At 68.6% G+C, this 17388-nt stretch carries 4 protein-coding genes; all 4 read left to right on the top strand.

Annotated elements, in window-relative coordinates; translation table 11 throughout:
- Nucleotides 1-321 precede the first annotated feature (321 nt).
- Nucleotides 322-12549: a DUF5801 repeats-in-toxin domain-containing protein gene (locus ABD727_RS13100; protein ID WP_344707832.1), complete on the top strand. Its 12228-nt coding sequence runs from the start codon at nucleotides 322-324 to the stop codon at nucleotides 12547-12549.
- A 67-nt stretch (nucleotides 12550-12616) separates the two neighbouring features.
- The gene (locus ABD727_RS13095) at nucleotides 12617-14098 is read left to right on the top strand and encodes a TolC family protein (protein ID WP_344707831.1); all 1482 of its coding nucleotides are present in this window, start codon (nucleotides 12617-12619) and stop codon (nucleotides 14096-14098) included.
- A 28-nt stretch (nucleotides 14099-14126) separates the two neighbouring features.
- Entirely contained in the window at nucleotides 14127-16283 is a 2157-nt protein-coding gene (locus ABD727_RS13090; protein ID WP_344708089.1) for a type I secretion system permease/ATPase, read from the top strand.
- Nucleotides 16280-17374: a cell wall hydrolase gene (locus ABD727_RS13085; protein ID WP_344707830.1), complete on the top strand. Its 1095-nt coding sequence runs from the start codon at nucleotides 16280-16282 to the stop codon at nucleotides 17372-17374. Before ABD727_RS13090 ends, ABD727_RS13085 begins: the two co-directional genes overlap by 4 nt.
- The last annotated feature ends 14 nt before the right edge of the window (nucleotides 17375-17388 follow it).

Raw genomic sequence — 17388 nt, 5'->3', positions numbered from 1 at the left:
AAGTCCAGATTGGTAGTCCAAGTCATACGGCTCCTGCCCTTGCCAAAACGAAGCGAGTTAACGGAGTTGTTGGGACATTTGCTGGAGCGTTAACCTAGATATACTTTGGTAGGAGAAGCATGAGGAACGGGCATGTAGACGGCTCGAGAGGGCAGAGTCTTGCAATCGTCATGCTTCCTGTGATTGTTCTTGTCGCAACGCGCGGCCGAAGCGCTCCATCGTTAACCCTTTCCGTTTAACGGAAAATGCGATCGACCTTCGGCTGCAGCGAGACACGGGTCCGGCGATGGGGATCGCCGCCCACGGGCTGAAGGGTGAACGATGCGCTACGAAGATGCTTCGCTTTCGGGGTCTTTCCAGGACCGCGGGCCGATCGCACGGGACGATGCCGACCAGCTGGCGGCAGGCGATCGCGGGCCGGCCACCGGCAACGTCATCACGGGTGCGGGCACCGAGACCGGAGCGGCGGGGGCCGACGTCGGGGCGGGCGCGCGGGTCACTTCGGTCCAGGGCGCGGGCGGCAACGACAGCAGCTTCGCCAGCGGGCAGCTGCGGGTCGAGGGCGAGCATGGCACGCTCAGCCTGAGCGCGCGCGGCGACTATAGCTATACCGCGAAGCCCGGCGTTCCCGAGAACAGCCGCGACACCTTCACCTACACGCTCGCCGACGCGGACGGCGGGACCAGCCAGGCCCGGCTGATGATCGAGATCGGCAAGACCCAGGCCGTGGTGGATGCGAATGCCCAGCGCATCGTCCCCGGTCCTGACGGGGTCGTGACCCTGCCGGCGGGAGTCGAACTCAGCGACATCCGGATCGTCGGCCGCGACCTCCTCATCATGCTGCCCGACGGCACCCAGATGCTGATCGTCGACGGCGCGGTGTTCGTGCCGCAGCTGGTGATCAACGACATCGAGGTGCCCTCGACCAACCTCGCGGCGCTGCTGATCGAGCAGGAACCGCGCCCGGCGAGCGGCGTGCCGCAGTCGAGCGGCGGCAACTTCATCACCGAGGTCGGCCCGCTCGATCCGGGCACTCCGCTCGGCGACCTGCTTCCGCCGACCCGGCTCGACTATACGCCTCCCGAGTTCAACGAGACCGCGCTCGAAATCGATCTCGAGCCCGAAGTTGGCACCAACCCGCTGATCCAGATGGACGACGATGTGCGGACCGGCGGCAATGCCGGCGGCACCGGCGACGATGCCGACGCGGTGAACGTCACCGGGATCCTGTCGGGCTCGGGCGGCGACGGGCCGCTCACCTTCGCCTTCCAGACAAGTGGCGCGCCGACCGGCTTCTCCTATTCGATCGGTGCCGGCGGCGCGCTGCTGGTGCGCCAGGGCGACACGCTCGTCCTGACCGTCACGATCAATCCGCAGACCGGCGCCTACAGCGTCGTCCAGAACGCCGCGATCCTGCATGCCACCGGGCAGGACGAGAACAACCAGCTGTTCACCTTCAACTACACCGTCACTGACCGTGACGGTGACAGCGCGGCGGGCACGGTCCAGCTCAATGTCGACGACGACACGCCGCTGGTCGACGTCGCGGCGGGCGCCGATGCCGGCGTGACCCTGACCACCGATGACCCGCAGACCCGCGGCGAGCTCACCGACACGGCCTCGAGCAGCGCCAACTTTGGCGGCGTGTTCAGCCTTCCGGTCAATGCGGCGGGCGCCGACGGCCTCGCCTCCGGCGGTGTCCTGACCTTCGCGCTCGGAACGCCGGGCGGGGCGTCGGGGCTGACCCAGACCGGGGTCGCCATCAACCTCTTCCTGATCGGCGGCAAGGTCGTCGGCTCGACCGCCACTGCGGCCGGAAGCGTGACCTCGGCCAACACCGTGTTCGACGTCTCGGTCAGCTCGACCGGCGTGGTCACTCTCACCCAGTACAGCCAGATCGATCACCTCGGCGCCAATGGCGACCTGATCAGCCTAGCCGACGGGCTCGTGACCCTGACCGGCAGCGCGACCATCACCGATCGCGACGGCGACACCGCCAGCGACAGCGCCGTGGTCCAGATCGGGTCCAACCTCCGCTTCACCGACGACGGGCCCTCGCTGAGCGGCGCCGCCACCGGTCGCGGCGTCACCCTCGACGAGACCAGCGCCGGAACACCGGCCGGTTTCCCGATCAGCGCGACCAGCGACGGCGCGGTGATCGTCGGAAGCAACCTCAGCTACGGCGCCGACGGCCCGGCCGCGAGCAATGCCGCGAGCTACGGGATCGCGCTCGCCGGGACCGGTGCGACCGCGCTGCGCACCGCGCAGGGCGATTTCCCGATCACGCTCGTCCAGACCTCGGCCAGCGTCATCACCGGCACCTATGACGGCGGCAAGGTCGCCTTCACCGTCACCATCAACGCCAATGGCTCGATCACCGTCCAGCAGTCGGTGCCGCTCGAGCACAATGTCGACGGCAGCACCGCCGCCGCCTTCGACGACAGCCTCGACCTGTCGGGGCTGATCAACGCGACTCTCACCATCCGCGACTTCGACGGCGACAGCGCCAGCGCGACGGCCGGGATCGGCAACCTCATCGTCTTCAAGGACGACGGCCCCGACAGCCGCCTCGCGGTCGATGTCGCCAAGCCGGTGCTGGTCCTCGATGAGACCCAGCCGGTCGGCAGCGACAGCGCCGGAGCGGCTGCTCCGTCCGGGCTTGCGAGCGTCAGCGCGGGCTTCGCCGGCAACTTCGCCGCGGCCAGCTACGGTGCCGACGGCGCCGGAAGCACGAGCTATTCGCTGGTCCTGAACGGGACCAACGTCGCCTCGGGCCTCTATGCGCTGCAGGCGGGCGACGTGAGCACGGCGGACGGCGACGGCCTCGGCCAGGGCGCGCAGATCGTCCTCAACCTGAGCGGCAACACAATCACCGGCTCGGTCGGCGAAACCGCCTATTTCACCATCTCGATCGATCCCGCGTCGGGCGTGGTGACCTTCACCCAGCTGCAGCCGATCTGGCAGCCGGTCGGCGGCGCCTCGTTCGACGAGGCCGCGGCGCTGACCGCCGCCGAGGGCGCGCTGGTCGTGCGCCAGACCGTCACCGACAGCGACGGCGACAGCGACAGCAGCGATCTCGACGTCGGCCGCGGCATCTTCCAGATCCAGGACGACGGCCCGGTCGCCCGTGCCGACTCCGACCAGATCGCCGCTGGCACCTACGGTCCGGAGACGGGCAACGTCATCACCGGTGCGGGCACGACGGCGGGCGAGGGCGGCGCGGGCGCCGACACCCTCGGTCGCGACGGCGCGCAGGTCGTCGGCGTGCTCGACTCGGGCGGCAACCCGGTCTCCAGCCTCGCCGGCCTCTACGGCACGCTGACCATCGCTGCCGACGGCAGCTACAGCTACGTCCGCAATGCCGGGACCCCGGGCGGCGTCAGCGACGTCTTCACCTATGTCCTCCGCGACACCGACGGCGACATTTCCTCGGCGCAGCTGACCATCCGGATCGGCAACCTCCCGCCGCAGGTCAACGCACCCGACGCCGACGCTCCGGGCACGGTCGTCTACGAGGCCGCGCTCGGCGGCACTCCGGAAGGGTCCTCGGAAGGCGCCGATCCGGCTCCGAACAGCGACGGCCGCGAGACCACCACGGGCACGATCAGTTTCAGCCAGGGCGACGGCCCGGCGGTCATCACCATCGCCGGCACCACCGTCACCGGAACCGTCGGCCAGGTGATCGACACCGGCGAGGGGCTGCTTACCATCACCAGCCTCACCCCGACGACGCTCGGCTACAGCTACACGCTCAAGGACAATCTGCTCGTCTCGGGGACGAGCTCGCCCGACAACATCGTCGTCACGGTGACCGACAAGGACGGCCAGACCGCGACCGACGCGCTGGTCGTGAGCATCGTCGACGATGCACCCGACGCGCGCGACGACACCGACGCACTTGGCGCCGGCAGCTATTCGGAGAGCGGCAACGTCATCACCGGTGCCGGCACCACCACCGCGCCTGTGGGCAGCGGCAACGACGTGCTCGGCGCGGACGGCGCCAGCGTCATCGCGGTCTCGGGCAGCGGTGGCAGCGACAGCAGCTTCGACGGCGCCGGCAACCTCGTCGTCAACGGCACCTATGGCGTGCTGACGATCAAGGCCGACGGAAGCTACACCTATGCCCGCAATCCGGGTACTCCGGGCGGCGTCAGCGACAGCTTCGTCTACACCTTGCAGGACGGCGACGGCGACCAGGATACGGCGACCCTCACCATCAGCATCGGCAACCTCCCGCCGACGGTGAACGCGCCCGACGCCGACGCTCCGGGCACGGTCGTCTATGAAGCGGCGCTCGGCGACCGTGGCGCGGGCGAAAGCCAGGGCTCGAGCGAGGGCCTGCTTCCCGGCGCCAACGACGACACCCGCGAGACCACCAGCGGCGTGATCACGCTGACCCCCGGCGACAGCCCGGCGGAAGTGACCATCGGCGGCACCGTGGTGACCGGCACCCTCGGCCAGGTGATCGACACCGGCGAGGGTCTGCTGACCATCACCAGCTATTCGCCGACCGCGATCGGCTACAGCTACACGCTCAAGGACAATATCGTCCTTGCCGGCACCAGCAGCACCGACAGCATCGCCGTGACGGTCAAGGACCAGGACGGCCAGACCGCCAGCGACACGCTGGTGATCCGGATCGTCGACGATGCGCCCGACGCGCTCGCCGACACCGACTCGCTCGCAGCCGGCAGCTACGGGCCGGAGAGCGGCAACGTCATCAGCGGCGCTGGCACCACCAGCGGCCTCGCGGGTCGTGACCAGCTCGGCGCCGACGGCTCGTCCGTGGTCGCGGTGGCTGGCAGCGGCGGAAGCGACAACAGCTTCGACGGCGCCGGCAATCTGGTCGTCAACGGCACCTATGGTGTGCTGACGATCAAGGCCGACGGCAGCTACAGCTATGTCCGCAATGCCGGCACTCCGGGCGGCGTCGACGACGTCTTCAACTACACGCTGCGCGATGCCGACGGCGACGAGGACAGCGCGACGCTGACCATCTCGATCGGCGATGCCCGTCCCGTCACCGCCGCGAACGAGATCGTGCGCACCGACGACGACGTGTTCGGCGGCAATCCGGGCGGCATCGGCGACGACGTGGATGCGGCCAACCTCAGCGGCACCCTGTCGGGCTCGGGCGGCGACGGACCGCTGACCTTCAGCTTCACCGGGCTCATCTTCAACACGCCCGGCTTCAGCGCGACGCTGGTCAACGCGGGCGAACTGAGCGTGACCCAGTTCGGCAAGCCGGTCTTCACCATCACGCTCAACAATGCGACCGGAGCCTACAGCGTCACCCAGCTGGCGCCGCTGGTTCACCCGGACGGGCAGGACGAGACCAGCCTCCAGTTCGACATCAGCTACCAGGTCCGCGACCAGGACAATGATACCGCCAATGGGACGCTGACGGTCCGGGTCAACGACGACAGCCCGATCGCGCTCAACGATTCCGACGCCATCGCGGCGGGCAGCTACGGGCCGGAAAGCGGCAATGTGCTCACCGGCGCAGGCACCACCAGCGGTGCCGCGGGCAAGGACTCGCCTGGTGCGGACGGCGGTGCCGTCGTCGCCATCGCCGGCGCGGGCGGAATCGACAGCAGCTTCGATCCGGCCGGAAACCTGGTGATCGCCGGCCTATACGGCACGCTCAGTATCAAGGCCGACGGCAGCTACAGCTACGTCCGCGACGCGGGTTCGCCGGGCGGCGTCAACGACGTCTTCACTTACACGCTGCGCGATGGTGACGGCGACAACGCCACCGCGACCCTGACCATCGCGATCGGCAATGCCCCGCCGACGGTCAACGCACCCGACGCCGATGCCCCGGGCACGATCGTCTACGAAGCCGCGCTGAGCGGCGCGCGCGGCCCGGGCGAGAGCGAAGGCTCGGGCGAGGAAGTCGCGGCGGGCGCCAACGGCGATCCGCGCGAGGCGACCAGCGGCACCATCACCTTCACCCAGGGCGACGCGCCGGCCGCGATCACCATCGCCGGGACGCTGGTGAGCGGAACGGTCGGGCAGGTCATCGACACGGGCGAGGGGCTGCTTCGCATCGATGCCATCACCGGCGGCTCGATCAGCTACACCTACACGCTCAAGGACAATCTGCTCGTCGCCGGCGCCAGTGCCAATGACGCCATCGTCGTCACGGTCACCGACAAGGATGGCCAGACGGCAACCGACACGCTGACGATCAAGATCGTCGACGATGCGCCCCTTGCGAAGACCGACAGCGACCTGGTCGCGGCCGGTACCTTCGGTCCGGAAGGCGGCAACGTCATTACCGGCGTGGGCACCACCTCGGGCGACGCCGGCAAGGACCTGCTCGGCGCCGACGGCTCGACGGTAGTCGGGATCGGCGCGGGCAGCTCGGCCACCCCGATCGAGACGGGTGTCGGGCAGGTCATCAACGGCCAATATGGCACGCTGACCATCGCCGCCGACGGCACCTACAGCTACGTCCGTGCGGCGAACACGCCGGGCGGCGTCACCGACACCTTCAGCTACACGCTCAAGGATGCCGATGGCGACACCAGCGTGGCGCAGCTCAACATCGTCATCGGCGACTCGCCGGTGCTGGTCACCATCCCGGGACCGGGCGAGGCGAGCACCACGGTCTATGAGGCCGGTCTTTCCACCCGGCCGGGCGAGCCCGCAGGCTCGGGCGAGATCGCGGACGGCGACGCCACCAACAACAGCGACCCGCGCGAAGCGGTCAGCGGCAGCATCGGCTTCGTCTCCAAGGATGGCCTGGGCGCGATCAGCGTCGGTGGCGTGACCATCGATCTGGGTGGCACCTATCCGCAGACGATCAGCACGGCCGGCGGCCAGACGCTGGTTGTCACCGGTGTCAGCTACAATGCGACGACCGGTGTCGGCTCGATCGGCTACACCTACACGCTGACCGACAACCGCCTCGGCGTCGAGGCGACCGACGGCGGCAACACGCTTTCGCCGGCTTATGCCATCGTCATCACCGACAAGGACGGCGACGTCTCGCCGTCGGGCAACCTCGTCATCAAGATCGTCGACGACGCGCCGACCGCGCGCCCCGATGTCGACATCGTCGAGAATCGCGTCGGACCGGAGACGGGCAACGTCATCAGCGGCATCGGCACCACCAGCGGGGCCGCGGGCGCGGATACCGTCGGTGCGGACGGCGCGATCGTGATCGGAGCGGGAAGCGTCAATCTCGCGGGTCCGTTCAACTCGAGCCCGGTCAGCGGCTCCTATTCGGTCGTCGGCCAGTATGGCACGCTGACGATCTTCCAGAACGGCAACTACAGCTACACTCGGGCGAACGATGCCCCGCTGACCGGAAGCGACGTCTTCAGCTACGTCCTGCGCGACAGCGATGGCGACATCCGGCCGACGACGCTGACGATCAACATCGCCGACAACCCCGTGATCGTCACCATTCCGAGCGACTCGGCCTCGACGACGGTCTACGAAGCGGCGCTCGCGGCTCGCGGCAACGAGTCCGAGGGATCGGGTGAGGAAGCGGCGGCGGGTGCCAATGGCGACACCCGCGAGCAGGTCAGCGGAACCATCACCTTCAGCGGTGCCGACGGCATCGAGTCGGTCACGCTGGCCGGCACCCCGCTCTCGCTGAACACGCCGATCACGGCCTTCAGCAATGCGACCGGCACGCTGGTCGTCACCGCGGTCACCTACAATGAGGCGACCGGCAGCGGGACCATCAGCTACACCTACACGCTGCTCGACAACACCGACGGCACCGGCCAGCCGGCGCCCGGCGACGTCACCCAGTCCTTTGCCCTGGTCGTCACCGATGACGACGGCGACACCAATGGCGGCAACCTCGTCATCACCATCAAGGATGACGCCCCCGTTGCCCGGCTCGACACCGACAGCGTTTCGGAGGGCAGCACCACCGACGGCAATGTCGTCGCCGGCACCGGCACCACCAGCGGTCTCGCCGGTGCCGATACCCGCGGCGCCGACTCGGCGGTCGTGGTCGGGGTCAAAACCGGCGGCGACACCGCCGTTCCCGCCAGCGGCAATGTCGGGACGGAGATCACCGGCCTTTACGGCAAGCTGACCCTCAACGCCGACGGCAGCTACACCTACAAGGCCAATCCGGACAGCGTCACCACGACGCAGCAGGACGTGTTCACCTACACGATCCGCGACTCGGACGGCGACATCTCGACCACCACGCTGACGATCGACGTCACCAACGTCAGCCTGCCGCAGGTCAACCAGACCGGCACGGTGTTCGAGGCCGCGCTCGACCTCGTCGTCGACGGCAAGGATCTTGCGGCCGGCACGGTTGAGGGCTCCACCCCGGCCTCGACGGGCGAGACTACCGAGGGCGACATCGATGTCGCCGGCGCCACCAGCTACACGCTGAGCGGCAGCGGGGTCGGCACCTACGGCCAGCTCAGCCTCGACAGCGCCACCGGCAAGTGGATCTACACCCTCACCAGCCCGGTCGCGAACGGCGTCGCCAATCCGACCAGCGGGACCGAGCAGTTCACCTACACGGCCAAGGATGCCGGCGGGAACAGCGTCACCGGCACGATCACGATCACGATCGTCGACGACCAGCCGATCGCCCGCAACGACCTCGATCGCGTGACCGAGGGCTTCGGCAACAGCACCGACGGCAATGTCGTGACCGGTGCCGGCGCCAATCCGGCGGGCACTGCCGGTGCGGACACGATCGGCGCCGACCTGCCGGGCAGCGTGGTCGGTGCACGCACCGGCACCGAGGCTGCGGGCGGCGCCTTCGCCGCCGTTCCGACCGGGACCGGCGGAACGGTCATCGCCGGGACCTACGGCGACCTGTTGATCAAGGCCGACGGCAGCTACGTCTACACCCTCAAGACCGCCTCCATTCCGGCGGGTGTCACCAGCGAGACCTTCAGCTACCAGCTCAAGGACGGCGACGGCGACATCGACGTGGCGCAGCTCACCATCAGCCTCGACCAGGATACGCGCATCCCGATGGTCACCAATCCGACCGGGACGGTGTACGAGGACGGGCTTGCGGACGGCGTCCAGCATGGCTCGGCCAGCGAGACGGTGACGGGCTCCTTCCAGGTCGACCTCAAGGGTGAGACCGGCTCGGTCACCATCGGCGGCGTCGCCGTGACCAATGGCGCGGTGTTCGACACGGGCGAAGGCCTGCTGACGATCACCGGCGTCTCGACCAACGCCGGCGTCACCACCTACAGCTACAGCTACACGCTGAAGGTGGCGCTGACCCATAGCGGTGCGGGCGAGATCAACCCGATCAGCGACATCGTCACCATCAACGTCGCCGACGCGACCGGCGATGCGGCGAGCGGCACGATCACCATCGGGATCGTCGACGACGTTCCGATCGCGGCCAACGACAGCGACAGCGTGACCGAGGGTCTCGGCAACGTGGCCGACGGCAATGTCCTGACCGGCAGCGGCGGCAGCGACGCCAACGCGACCGACGGATCGGCCGACAACATCGGCGCGGATCTTCCGGGCAGCGTCATCGGCGTTCGCACCGGGGCCGAGGCCGCGGGCGGAAGCTTCGCGGCGGTGCTCACCGGCACCACCGGCACGATCATCGCGGGCACCTATGGCGACCTGCTGATCAAGGCCGACGGCAGCTACGTCTACACGCTCAAGACCGCGTCGATCCCGACGGGCGTCACCAGCGAGACGTTCAGCTACCAGATGAAGGACGGCGACGGCGACATCGATGTTGCCCAGCTGACCATCGCGCTCAACCAGGACCTCCGAGTCCCGGCGGTGACGGGCGACAGCCGGATCGTCTACGAGGACGGCCTCGCGGACGGGGTCCAGCATGGTTCGACCAGCGAGACCGTGACCGGCTCCTTCCAGGTCGATCTCAAGGGCGAGACCGGAAGCGTCACCATCGGCGGTGTTGCCGTGACCAACGGCGCGGTGTTCGACACCGGTGAGGGCACCCTCACCATCACGGGTTCGTCGACCGTCGGCAGCGTCACCACCTACAGCTACAGCTACACGCTGAAGGCGGCGCTGACCCACACCGGTCAGGGCGAGGTCAACCCGATCAGCGATACGGTCACCGTCAGCGTCACCGACGCCACCGGCGACAGTGCCAGCGGCACCATCACCATCGGCATCGTCGACGACGTCCCGCTGGTGAGCAACGCGGGGCCGCAGGGTTCGCTGATCACCGACGACACGACGCTCAACGTCAACGCCACGACCGCCTTCGCCGGTGCCTTCGGGTTCAACTATGGCGCGGATGGCGCCGCCGCGACGGGCGCGGTGGCCTACACCCTTGGCATCAACGCCGGCGCGACCGGAGTCGTCGACACGCTGAGCGGACAGAATGTGGTGCTGTCGGTGAACGGTTCGGGCCAGGTCGAGGGTCGCACTGCGGGCTCCAACCTGCTGGTGTTCGTGGTCAGCGTCGATGCCAGCGGCAACGTCACGCTCGACCAGCAGCGCGCGGTCAAGCACGACGATCCGAACGATCCGCAGGAAGCCGGCGCGAGCGCCGTCACCCTGTCGGCGGACAACCTCATCACGCTCACCGCCACGATCAAGGACGGCGACGGCGACACCGCGTCGAACGTGATAGCAATCGGCCAGAACATCAGCTTCCTCGACGACGGTCCGACCGCCGTCAGCCCGGAAGCCGCGGTGCTGGTCAACAGTTCGAGCGGGCTCGACACGGGCGCGATCGACTTCGGCGACGCGCTCGGGATCAGCAACAATGTCGGCAACGACGGCGGCACGGCGCAGTTCTCGAAGAACCTCGCCGGCTATCCGACCGGGCTGACCGCTGGCGGCCAGCCGGTCACCTTCGCGGTGAGCGCCGACGGGCAGACGCTGACCGCGTCGGCCAACGGCACCCTGGTGTTCACCGCCACCATCACCGGCTCGACCTACACGATCGACATGAACGTGCCGGTCGACAGCCTGACCAACGTCAGCTTCACCGATGCCAATTACGACTTCATCGGCGGCAACAAGGGCTGGTTCGGGATCGTGCCCAACGGGCAGGTTTCCTCACCGGTCAATGACAACAGCAACGACGTGCTGATCACTCCGATCGGCGGCCCGTCGGTCAACACCAGCGGCATCCTCGGTGGTGTCGATACCGGCCAGTCGGTCGGCCCGGGCGAGGGTTTCCGCCTCGACTTTGTGGTCGACCTTACCGGTTCGCCGCCCAACAACTATGTCGACAATGCCACGAACGGTCACACCTTCGACCAGCATTGGACGACCAACGGCGGCAGCGTCAGCTTCCGTCAGTCGGGCGGCACGACCCTGCGGTTCGAGGCCTTCGACGACAACGATCCCGACAACATCGTCGGAGACGGCACGCAGGACGTCATCAACGGCGTGGTCATCACCTACAATGGGGTGGCGAGCGCTCTGCTGACCACCACCACCAGCGTGCAGAGCGTCACTCTGTCCGGACACACCTTCACCTACCAGCTCGATGCCAATGGCGGGCTGGTCGTCACCAACATCAGCGGTGCGAGCGGCAACAGCGGCCCGCCCGAGACCTCGGTCGCGATCTTCACGGCGAGCGGCTACACCAGCCTCGAAGTCGAATTTGTCAGCGGGTCGGACATCAAGTTCTCGGGCTTCGGCGCGGCGGTGCCGAGCACGGCGCCGGTCCAGTTCAACCTGCCGATCGTGATCGTCGACGGCGACGGGGACATGTCGAGCAGCAGCAACCTGTCGGTCACGCTCAATGCGCCGAGCACCACCAGCTCGACCACGACCAGCAGCGGGCTGCGGACGATGGAGTCATCGATGTCGTTCATCGGTGGCAGCAGCAGCACCAGCACCAGCACCACCAACCTGGCGCTGCTGGCCGGGCTTGCGACCTACTCGTCGAGCGCGGCGGCAAGCCCGAGCGATCCGCTCGTGCCGTTCGACTTCAGCGACCACGGCAGCCGCCTGTCGGCCACCGACATGCAGCTGTACGGTCAGGATCTCGGAACCGACATGCGTCTCGACACGCTGCGGGCGACCTTCGACGGCAACATCGCGCAGGAGCTGCAGGTCGCCGACAGCGGGTCCGCCGCTAGCGGCCAGGGCGACATGTCGACCTTCACCGCGACGATCGGCGGCGAGGCTCCGACGCTGTCGGCCTTCCTGCCCGACAGCGGGACCGAGCTGGCCCAGTCGGGCGGCACGAGCTTCGGCGGCAACGAGATCGTCATGCCGGCGAACATCGAGCTCGCCTTCGGCACGGCCGGCACTCCCGGTGCCGATGCTCTTGCCGGGATCCAGGGCGGCCAGGCCAATGCGGTGGTCGGCAAGGTCATCGTCGATGCCCTGTCGGGCGGCGGCTCTGACCCGGTCAGCCTCGACTCGCTGATCGACGCGGCGATCAAGCTGGCCGACCCGGTCCAGCATCAGAATGGCGACGTGAACGAGGGCGCGGTCCGCGGTCTTGGGGAGCTGGCAACCCAGCTTTCCGCTCATGTTCCGGGCTGGGACGGTGGCCATTTCAGTCCCTTGTTCCAGGCCCAACCGTCGGTGATGGATGCGCAGACCACTCATCCCGACGCGCTTCCAGCAGCCGTCAACGGCTAACAACCAAGGCGGGCGGGGGGCCAGTGGACGGGCACCCCGCCCAGCTTCAGACCAGAAGGGGGAATTTATGACCTTGAAGCATTGGACGCTGATCGTGCCGGGCGCGCTGATTGCCTGCGCGGTGCCGGCCCACGCCGTCGACCTTCGCTCGGCGGTGCAGGCCGCGCTGCAGAGCAATCCCGAGATCCGGCAGGCGGTGCACAACCGCGAAGCGACGATGGAAGAATTGAACCAGGCCCGTGGCCAGTGGCACCCGCGGGTCGACCTGCGCGCCTCGGCCGGCCTGCGCGAGCTGCGCAATCCGAGCCGCCGCCGGATCGGTCTCGGCGACGAGCTCCTGAAGCCGGTCGAGGGCGAGCTGGTGGTCGACCAGCTGCTGGTCGATGCCGGCGGCCGCAATGCCGAGATTCGCCGCCAGGCGAGCCGCACCGATGCCGCCTCGGCCCGGGTCGAGGAGCGCAGCCAGTTCGTCGCGCTCAACGTCGCGCGCAACTACATCGACTATCTGCTCCAGCAGCGGCTGGTCGCCATTTCCGAAGACAATGTCGCCTTCCACGAGCGGCTTGCCGGCGACCTTCGCCAGGGCGTGCAGCAGGGGTCGATCTCGATCGCCGACCAGCAGCAGGCCGAGGAGCGGCTGCAGTCGGCCCGGGCACGGGTGACCGAGGCTCGCGAGGACCTCGAGACCGCCTCCATTTCCTTCCAGACCCTGACCGGCATGCCCATCGACAGCGTCTCGGTTCCGCCTGACCTGACCGGCCAGGTTCCGGCCACGCTGGCCGAGGCCGAGGCCGCCGCGCGCAACGACAATCCGCGCGTCCAGGAAGCCGTTGCCGACCTCAACTCGGCGCGCGAAGTGGTGCGTGCCGCGCGCAGCGACGTCGGTCCGCGGCTCAATGCCGAAGGCCGGGCCCGGGTCGGTAACGACATCGACGGATTCGCGGGCAACACCCGCGACCTCCAGGCCAATCTGGTGATGCGCTGGACGCTGACCAACGGCGGGATCAAGGAAGCCAATGTCCGCGAGCAGCAGCGCCGCGCCGACGAGGCCCATGCCCGGCTGTTCGAGACCCAGCGCCGCGCCGAGGAGGATGCCCGCTCGGCCTGGAGCCGGCTGCAGAACCAGCAGCGCCTGGTCGGCGAGCTCGAGAACCAGAGCCGGATCAGCGACGACCTGCTGCTCTCCTACCGCGAGCAGTTCAACGTCGGGCGGCGCAGCCTGCTCGACGTGCTCGACGCGCAGAACACCCGCCAGAACGTCCAGGCGCAGGCCGAGACGGCGCGGATGAGCCGCCTGTTCGCGCAATATCGGGTGCTGGCCGCTTCCAACCGGCTGATCGAGGCGCTCGGCGTCCAGATGCCGCGCGAGGCCTACAGCGACCTTCGCAGCCGCTACAAGGTCCGTTCGGTGCCGGCCACCGACCGCCAGGAAAACAGCCTGCGCTACCCGGTCATGGGTCCGCCGGCCGATCCGCAGGACGTCGGCGCGACTCCGCGTCCGGTGGCGGCCGCGGCTCCGGTCGCGGAGACCGCGCCGGCCGGCCAGTAAGCGTAGCAGGGGACGTGTGTTGAGTTTCGTGAACCTCGTCGAATCCTCGTCCAGCGAGGCCCTCGACCCCGTCCTCGATTGCCTTGCCTATCTCGCGCGCGCAGCGGAGCGGCCCTCCTCGCCGGTCCTGCTGCGCGCCGGACTGGCACTCGACAGCCGTGGCCTTCTGCCCTTCCACCAGGTCGAGCCCGCGCTCGAGCAGGTCGGGATGCGCGGCTTCCCGCTGACCCGTCCCCTCAAGGGCTGGCCCACGGCGAAGCTGCCCGCGATCCTCGAGCTGGAAGACGGCCGCGCGATCGTCCTCAAAGAACTGAACGGCCGTGACGCGCTCGTCTATGTGCCTGGCGCTGCCGAGCCGATGTGGGTCCAGTCGGGCGAGATCGAGCCGCTGTTCACCGGCCGCGCGGTCCAGGTCGAGGCCGATCCGACGCAGGAGCGGGCGGGCGAGCGGCCGTGGGACAAGGCCAAGCGCGTCCACTGGTTCTGGAGCGAGGTGAACAAGGTCCGCGGCGAGCTTCGCCCGGTCCTTCTGGCGGCGCTGGTCGTCAACCTTCTGGCGTTCGCGGTGCCGCTGTTCACCATGCACGTCTACGACCGGGTCATCCCGAACAAGGCGATCCCCACCCTGTGGGTGCTGGCGCTCGGCGTGCTGCTCGCGCTCGGGCTCGACTTCATGCTCCGCCTGGCCCGATCGCAGCTGATCGACGAGGTGGGCCGCTCGCTCGATGCCAAGCTCAGCCAGAAGCTGTTCGAGAAGATCATGAACATCCCGCTCGCCGAGCGCGCGGGAAGCACCGGCGCGATGGCGCGGCGGGTCAGCGAATATGAGATGGTCCGCGACTTCTTCGCCTCGACCACCGTCGTGCTCGCTGTCGACATGATCTTCCTGTTCCTGTTCCTCGGGCTGATCACCGTGCTCGCCGGCTGGCTGGTGCTGGTGCCACTGGTAGGGATCACCCTGATGCTGATCGCGGGCATGAGCCTGCAGCGGGGGATGAACCAGGCTGCGCTGGACGCGCAGGCCGATTCCAGCCTCCAACACAGCGTACTGGTCGAATCGATCAGCGGGCTCGAGACGCTCAAGGCGCAGCGCGCCGAAGGGCAGATGCTCGGTCGCTGGCGGCGCCTCAGCGACATGACCGCCGCGACCCAGGAGAAGATGCGGCGGCTGACCGCAGTCGCGGTGAACCTCGCCAGCCTGTCGCAGCAGGTCATCTCGATCGGACTGCTGATCGGTGGCTTCTACCTGTTCAATGCCGGCGAGATGAGCATGGGCGCGATCATCGCCATCGTCATGCTGGCCGGGCGCGCGCTGTCGCCGGTCGGCCAGTTCGCCTTCCTCATCACGCGCGGCAAGCAGGCCTTCACCACCCTCGACAGCCTTCAGCGGATGATGGAATCGGGCGACGAGCGGGTCAGCGCGGCGCGCTCGATCGTGCCGGAGATCCGCAGCGGCCATATTGCGCTCGAGCATGTCGGCTTCCGCTATCCGACCGCGGCCCGCGACAGCCTCAGCGACGTCAACCTGACGATCAGGCCGGGCGAGAAGATCGGCATCATCGGCCGGGTCGCCTCGGGCAAGTCGACGCTCGGCCGGCTGCTGTGCGGCCTCTATGCGCCGACCGAGGGCGTGCTCACCGTCGATGGCCTCGACAGCCGCCAATATCATCCGCACCAGCTGCGGGACGCCTTCCGCTTCGTCGGCCAGGATGCCGAGCTGTTCTCGGGCTCGGTCAAGGACAACCTCCTGCTGGGCGGGGCGCGCGCGACCGACGAGCAACTGATCGACGCGGTCCGCCGCTCGGGCGCCGACATCTTCCTGTCGCGCGACGCCGCCGGCTTCGACCTTCCGGTCGGCGAGCGTGGGGCGCTCCTGTCGGGCGGCCAGCGCGCGTTGCTGGTGCTCGCCCGGGCGCTGGTCAGTGACAGCCGCATGCTGTTCCTCGACGAGCCGACCGGCGCGATGGACAGCCAGACCGAGAATTACTTCATCGACAAGCTGCGTACGGCCTTGTCGCCCGAGCAGACGCTGATCGTCGCCACCCACCGCCACCAGATGCTGGCGATCGTCGACCGGCTGCTGGTGATCGACAATGGCCGGATCATCGCCGACGGGCCGACCGACGCGGTGCTTGGCCGGCTGCGCGAGGCGGCAGCAGCCGAGCAACGAGGAGCGCAGGCATGAGCGGGATCGCGCTATATCGGCGCCGGCTGGCCATCCGCCTTACGGCACTCCGGCTCGACATGGTCGCGCTCGGCCTGGTCGGGTTGCTCGCTCTGGGAGCGCTCGGCCTGACGCTGGCGGCAAGCATGCGCGGCCGGGCCGACGCCGCCCTTCCGACCGCGCTCCCGGTCGTTCCGGCGCAGGCGAGGGCGCTGATCTCCGCCACCAGCGGCGCGCAGTCGCTCGAGGTTCGGGCGACGGGCCAGGCCGCCGAACAGATCAACGCCGCGCTTCCGTTCGACCGCGCACCGGTGCAGGCGGCGGCCCCGTTCGCCGCGCCGACAGGCGGCACCAGCTACGACCGGGCGCTGACCTGCCTCACCCAAGCGGTTTACTACGAGGCCGGGTTCGAGCCGGTCGAAGGTCGCCGCGCGGTCGCGCAGGTCATTCTCAACCGGATGCGCCACCCGGCCTTTCCCAAGTCGGTCTGCGGGGTCGTCTACCAGCGCAACCAGACCCCGATCTGCCAATTCACCTTCGTCTGCGACGGATCGCTGCTTCGTCCCGCGGCCGTCGGTGCCTGGGCGGAGGCCCGGAAGGTCGCGGCCGCCGCGCTTGCCGGCTACGTAGAGGCATCGGTCGGCCAGGCGACGCACTACCATGCCGACTATGTCGCACCGTACTGGGCGCCGATGCTGGCCAAGGTGAGCAAGATCGGCGCGCACATCTTCTACCGCTGGCCGGGTGCCTGGGGCCAGCGCGGCGCCTTCACGGGCCGCTACATCGGCGAGCCGAGCGACCCGGCGGCGCTTCGTCCGGTCCTCCGCCCCGTGGCCCCGATCACGGGCGATGAGATCGCGGCCGCGAACATTCCGCCGGCGCAGATCACCTTCGAGCAGGACAAGACCGTTCGCCGCGCCTCGAACGACGTCGGTGGGTTGATGGACCCAAGCAAGGGCTGGACCCTCAGCATCCCCGATCCGCGCGACAGCGGCAGCCGCACCAAGGCGCTGCTCGCCCAGCAGCAGCCGACCCCGGCACCACGTGACGTCGCGGTGGTTGCGGCGGTCACCACCGCAAGCACCGGCAGCGCCGTGCTGGCCAACGAATAGAACAGGCGCGTAGC

This window comes from Sphingomonas swuensis (assembly GCF_039538045.1).
GTDB classification, from domain to species: domain Bacteria; phylum Pseudomonadota; class Alphaproteobacteria; order Sphingomonadales; family Sphingomonadaceae; genus Sphingomicrobium; species Sphingomicrobium swuense.
Note: the sequence above shows the minus strand (reverse complement) of the source record. Positions and strands in the feature narration are given on the sequence as shown.

Excerpts from the sequence above, each read along its gene's own strand:
- ABD727_RS13085 (WP_344707830.1), top strand. The coding sequence starts at position 16,280 with ATGAGCGGGATCGCGCTATATCGGCGCCGGCTGGCCATCCGCCTTACG.
- ABD727_RS13100 (WP_344707832.1), top strand. The coding sequence starts at position 322 with ATGCGCTACGAAGATGCTTCGCTTTCGGGGTCTTTCCAGGACCGCGGG.
- ABD727_RS13095 (WP_344707831.1), top strand. The coding sequence starts at position 12,617 with ATGACCTTGAAGCATTGGACGCTGATCGTGCCGGGCGCGCTGATTGCC.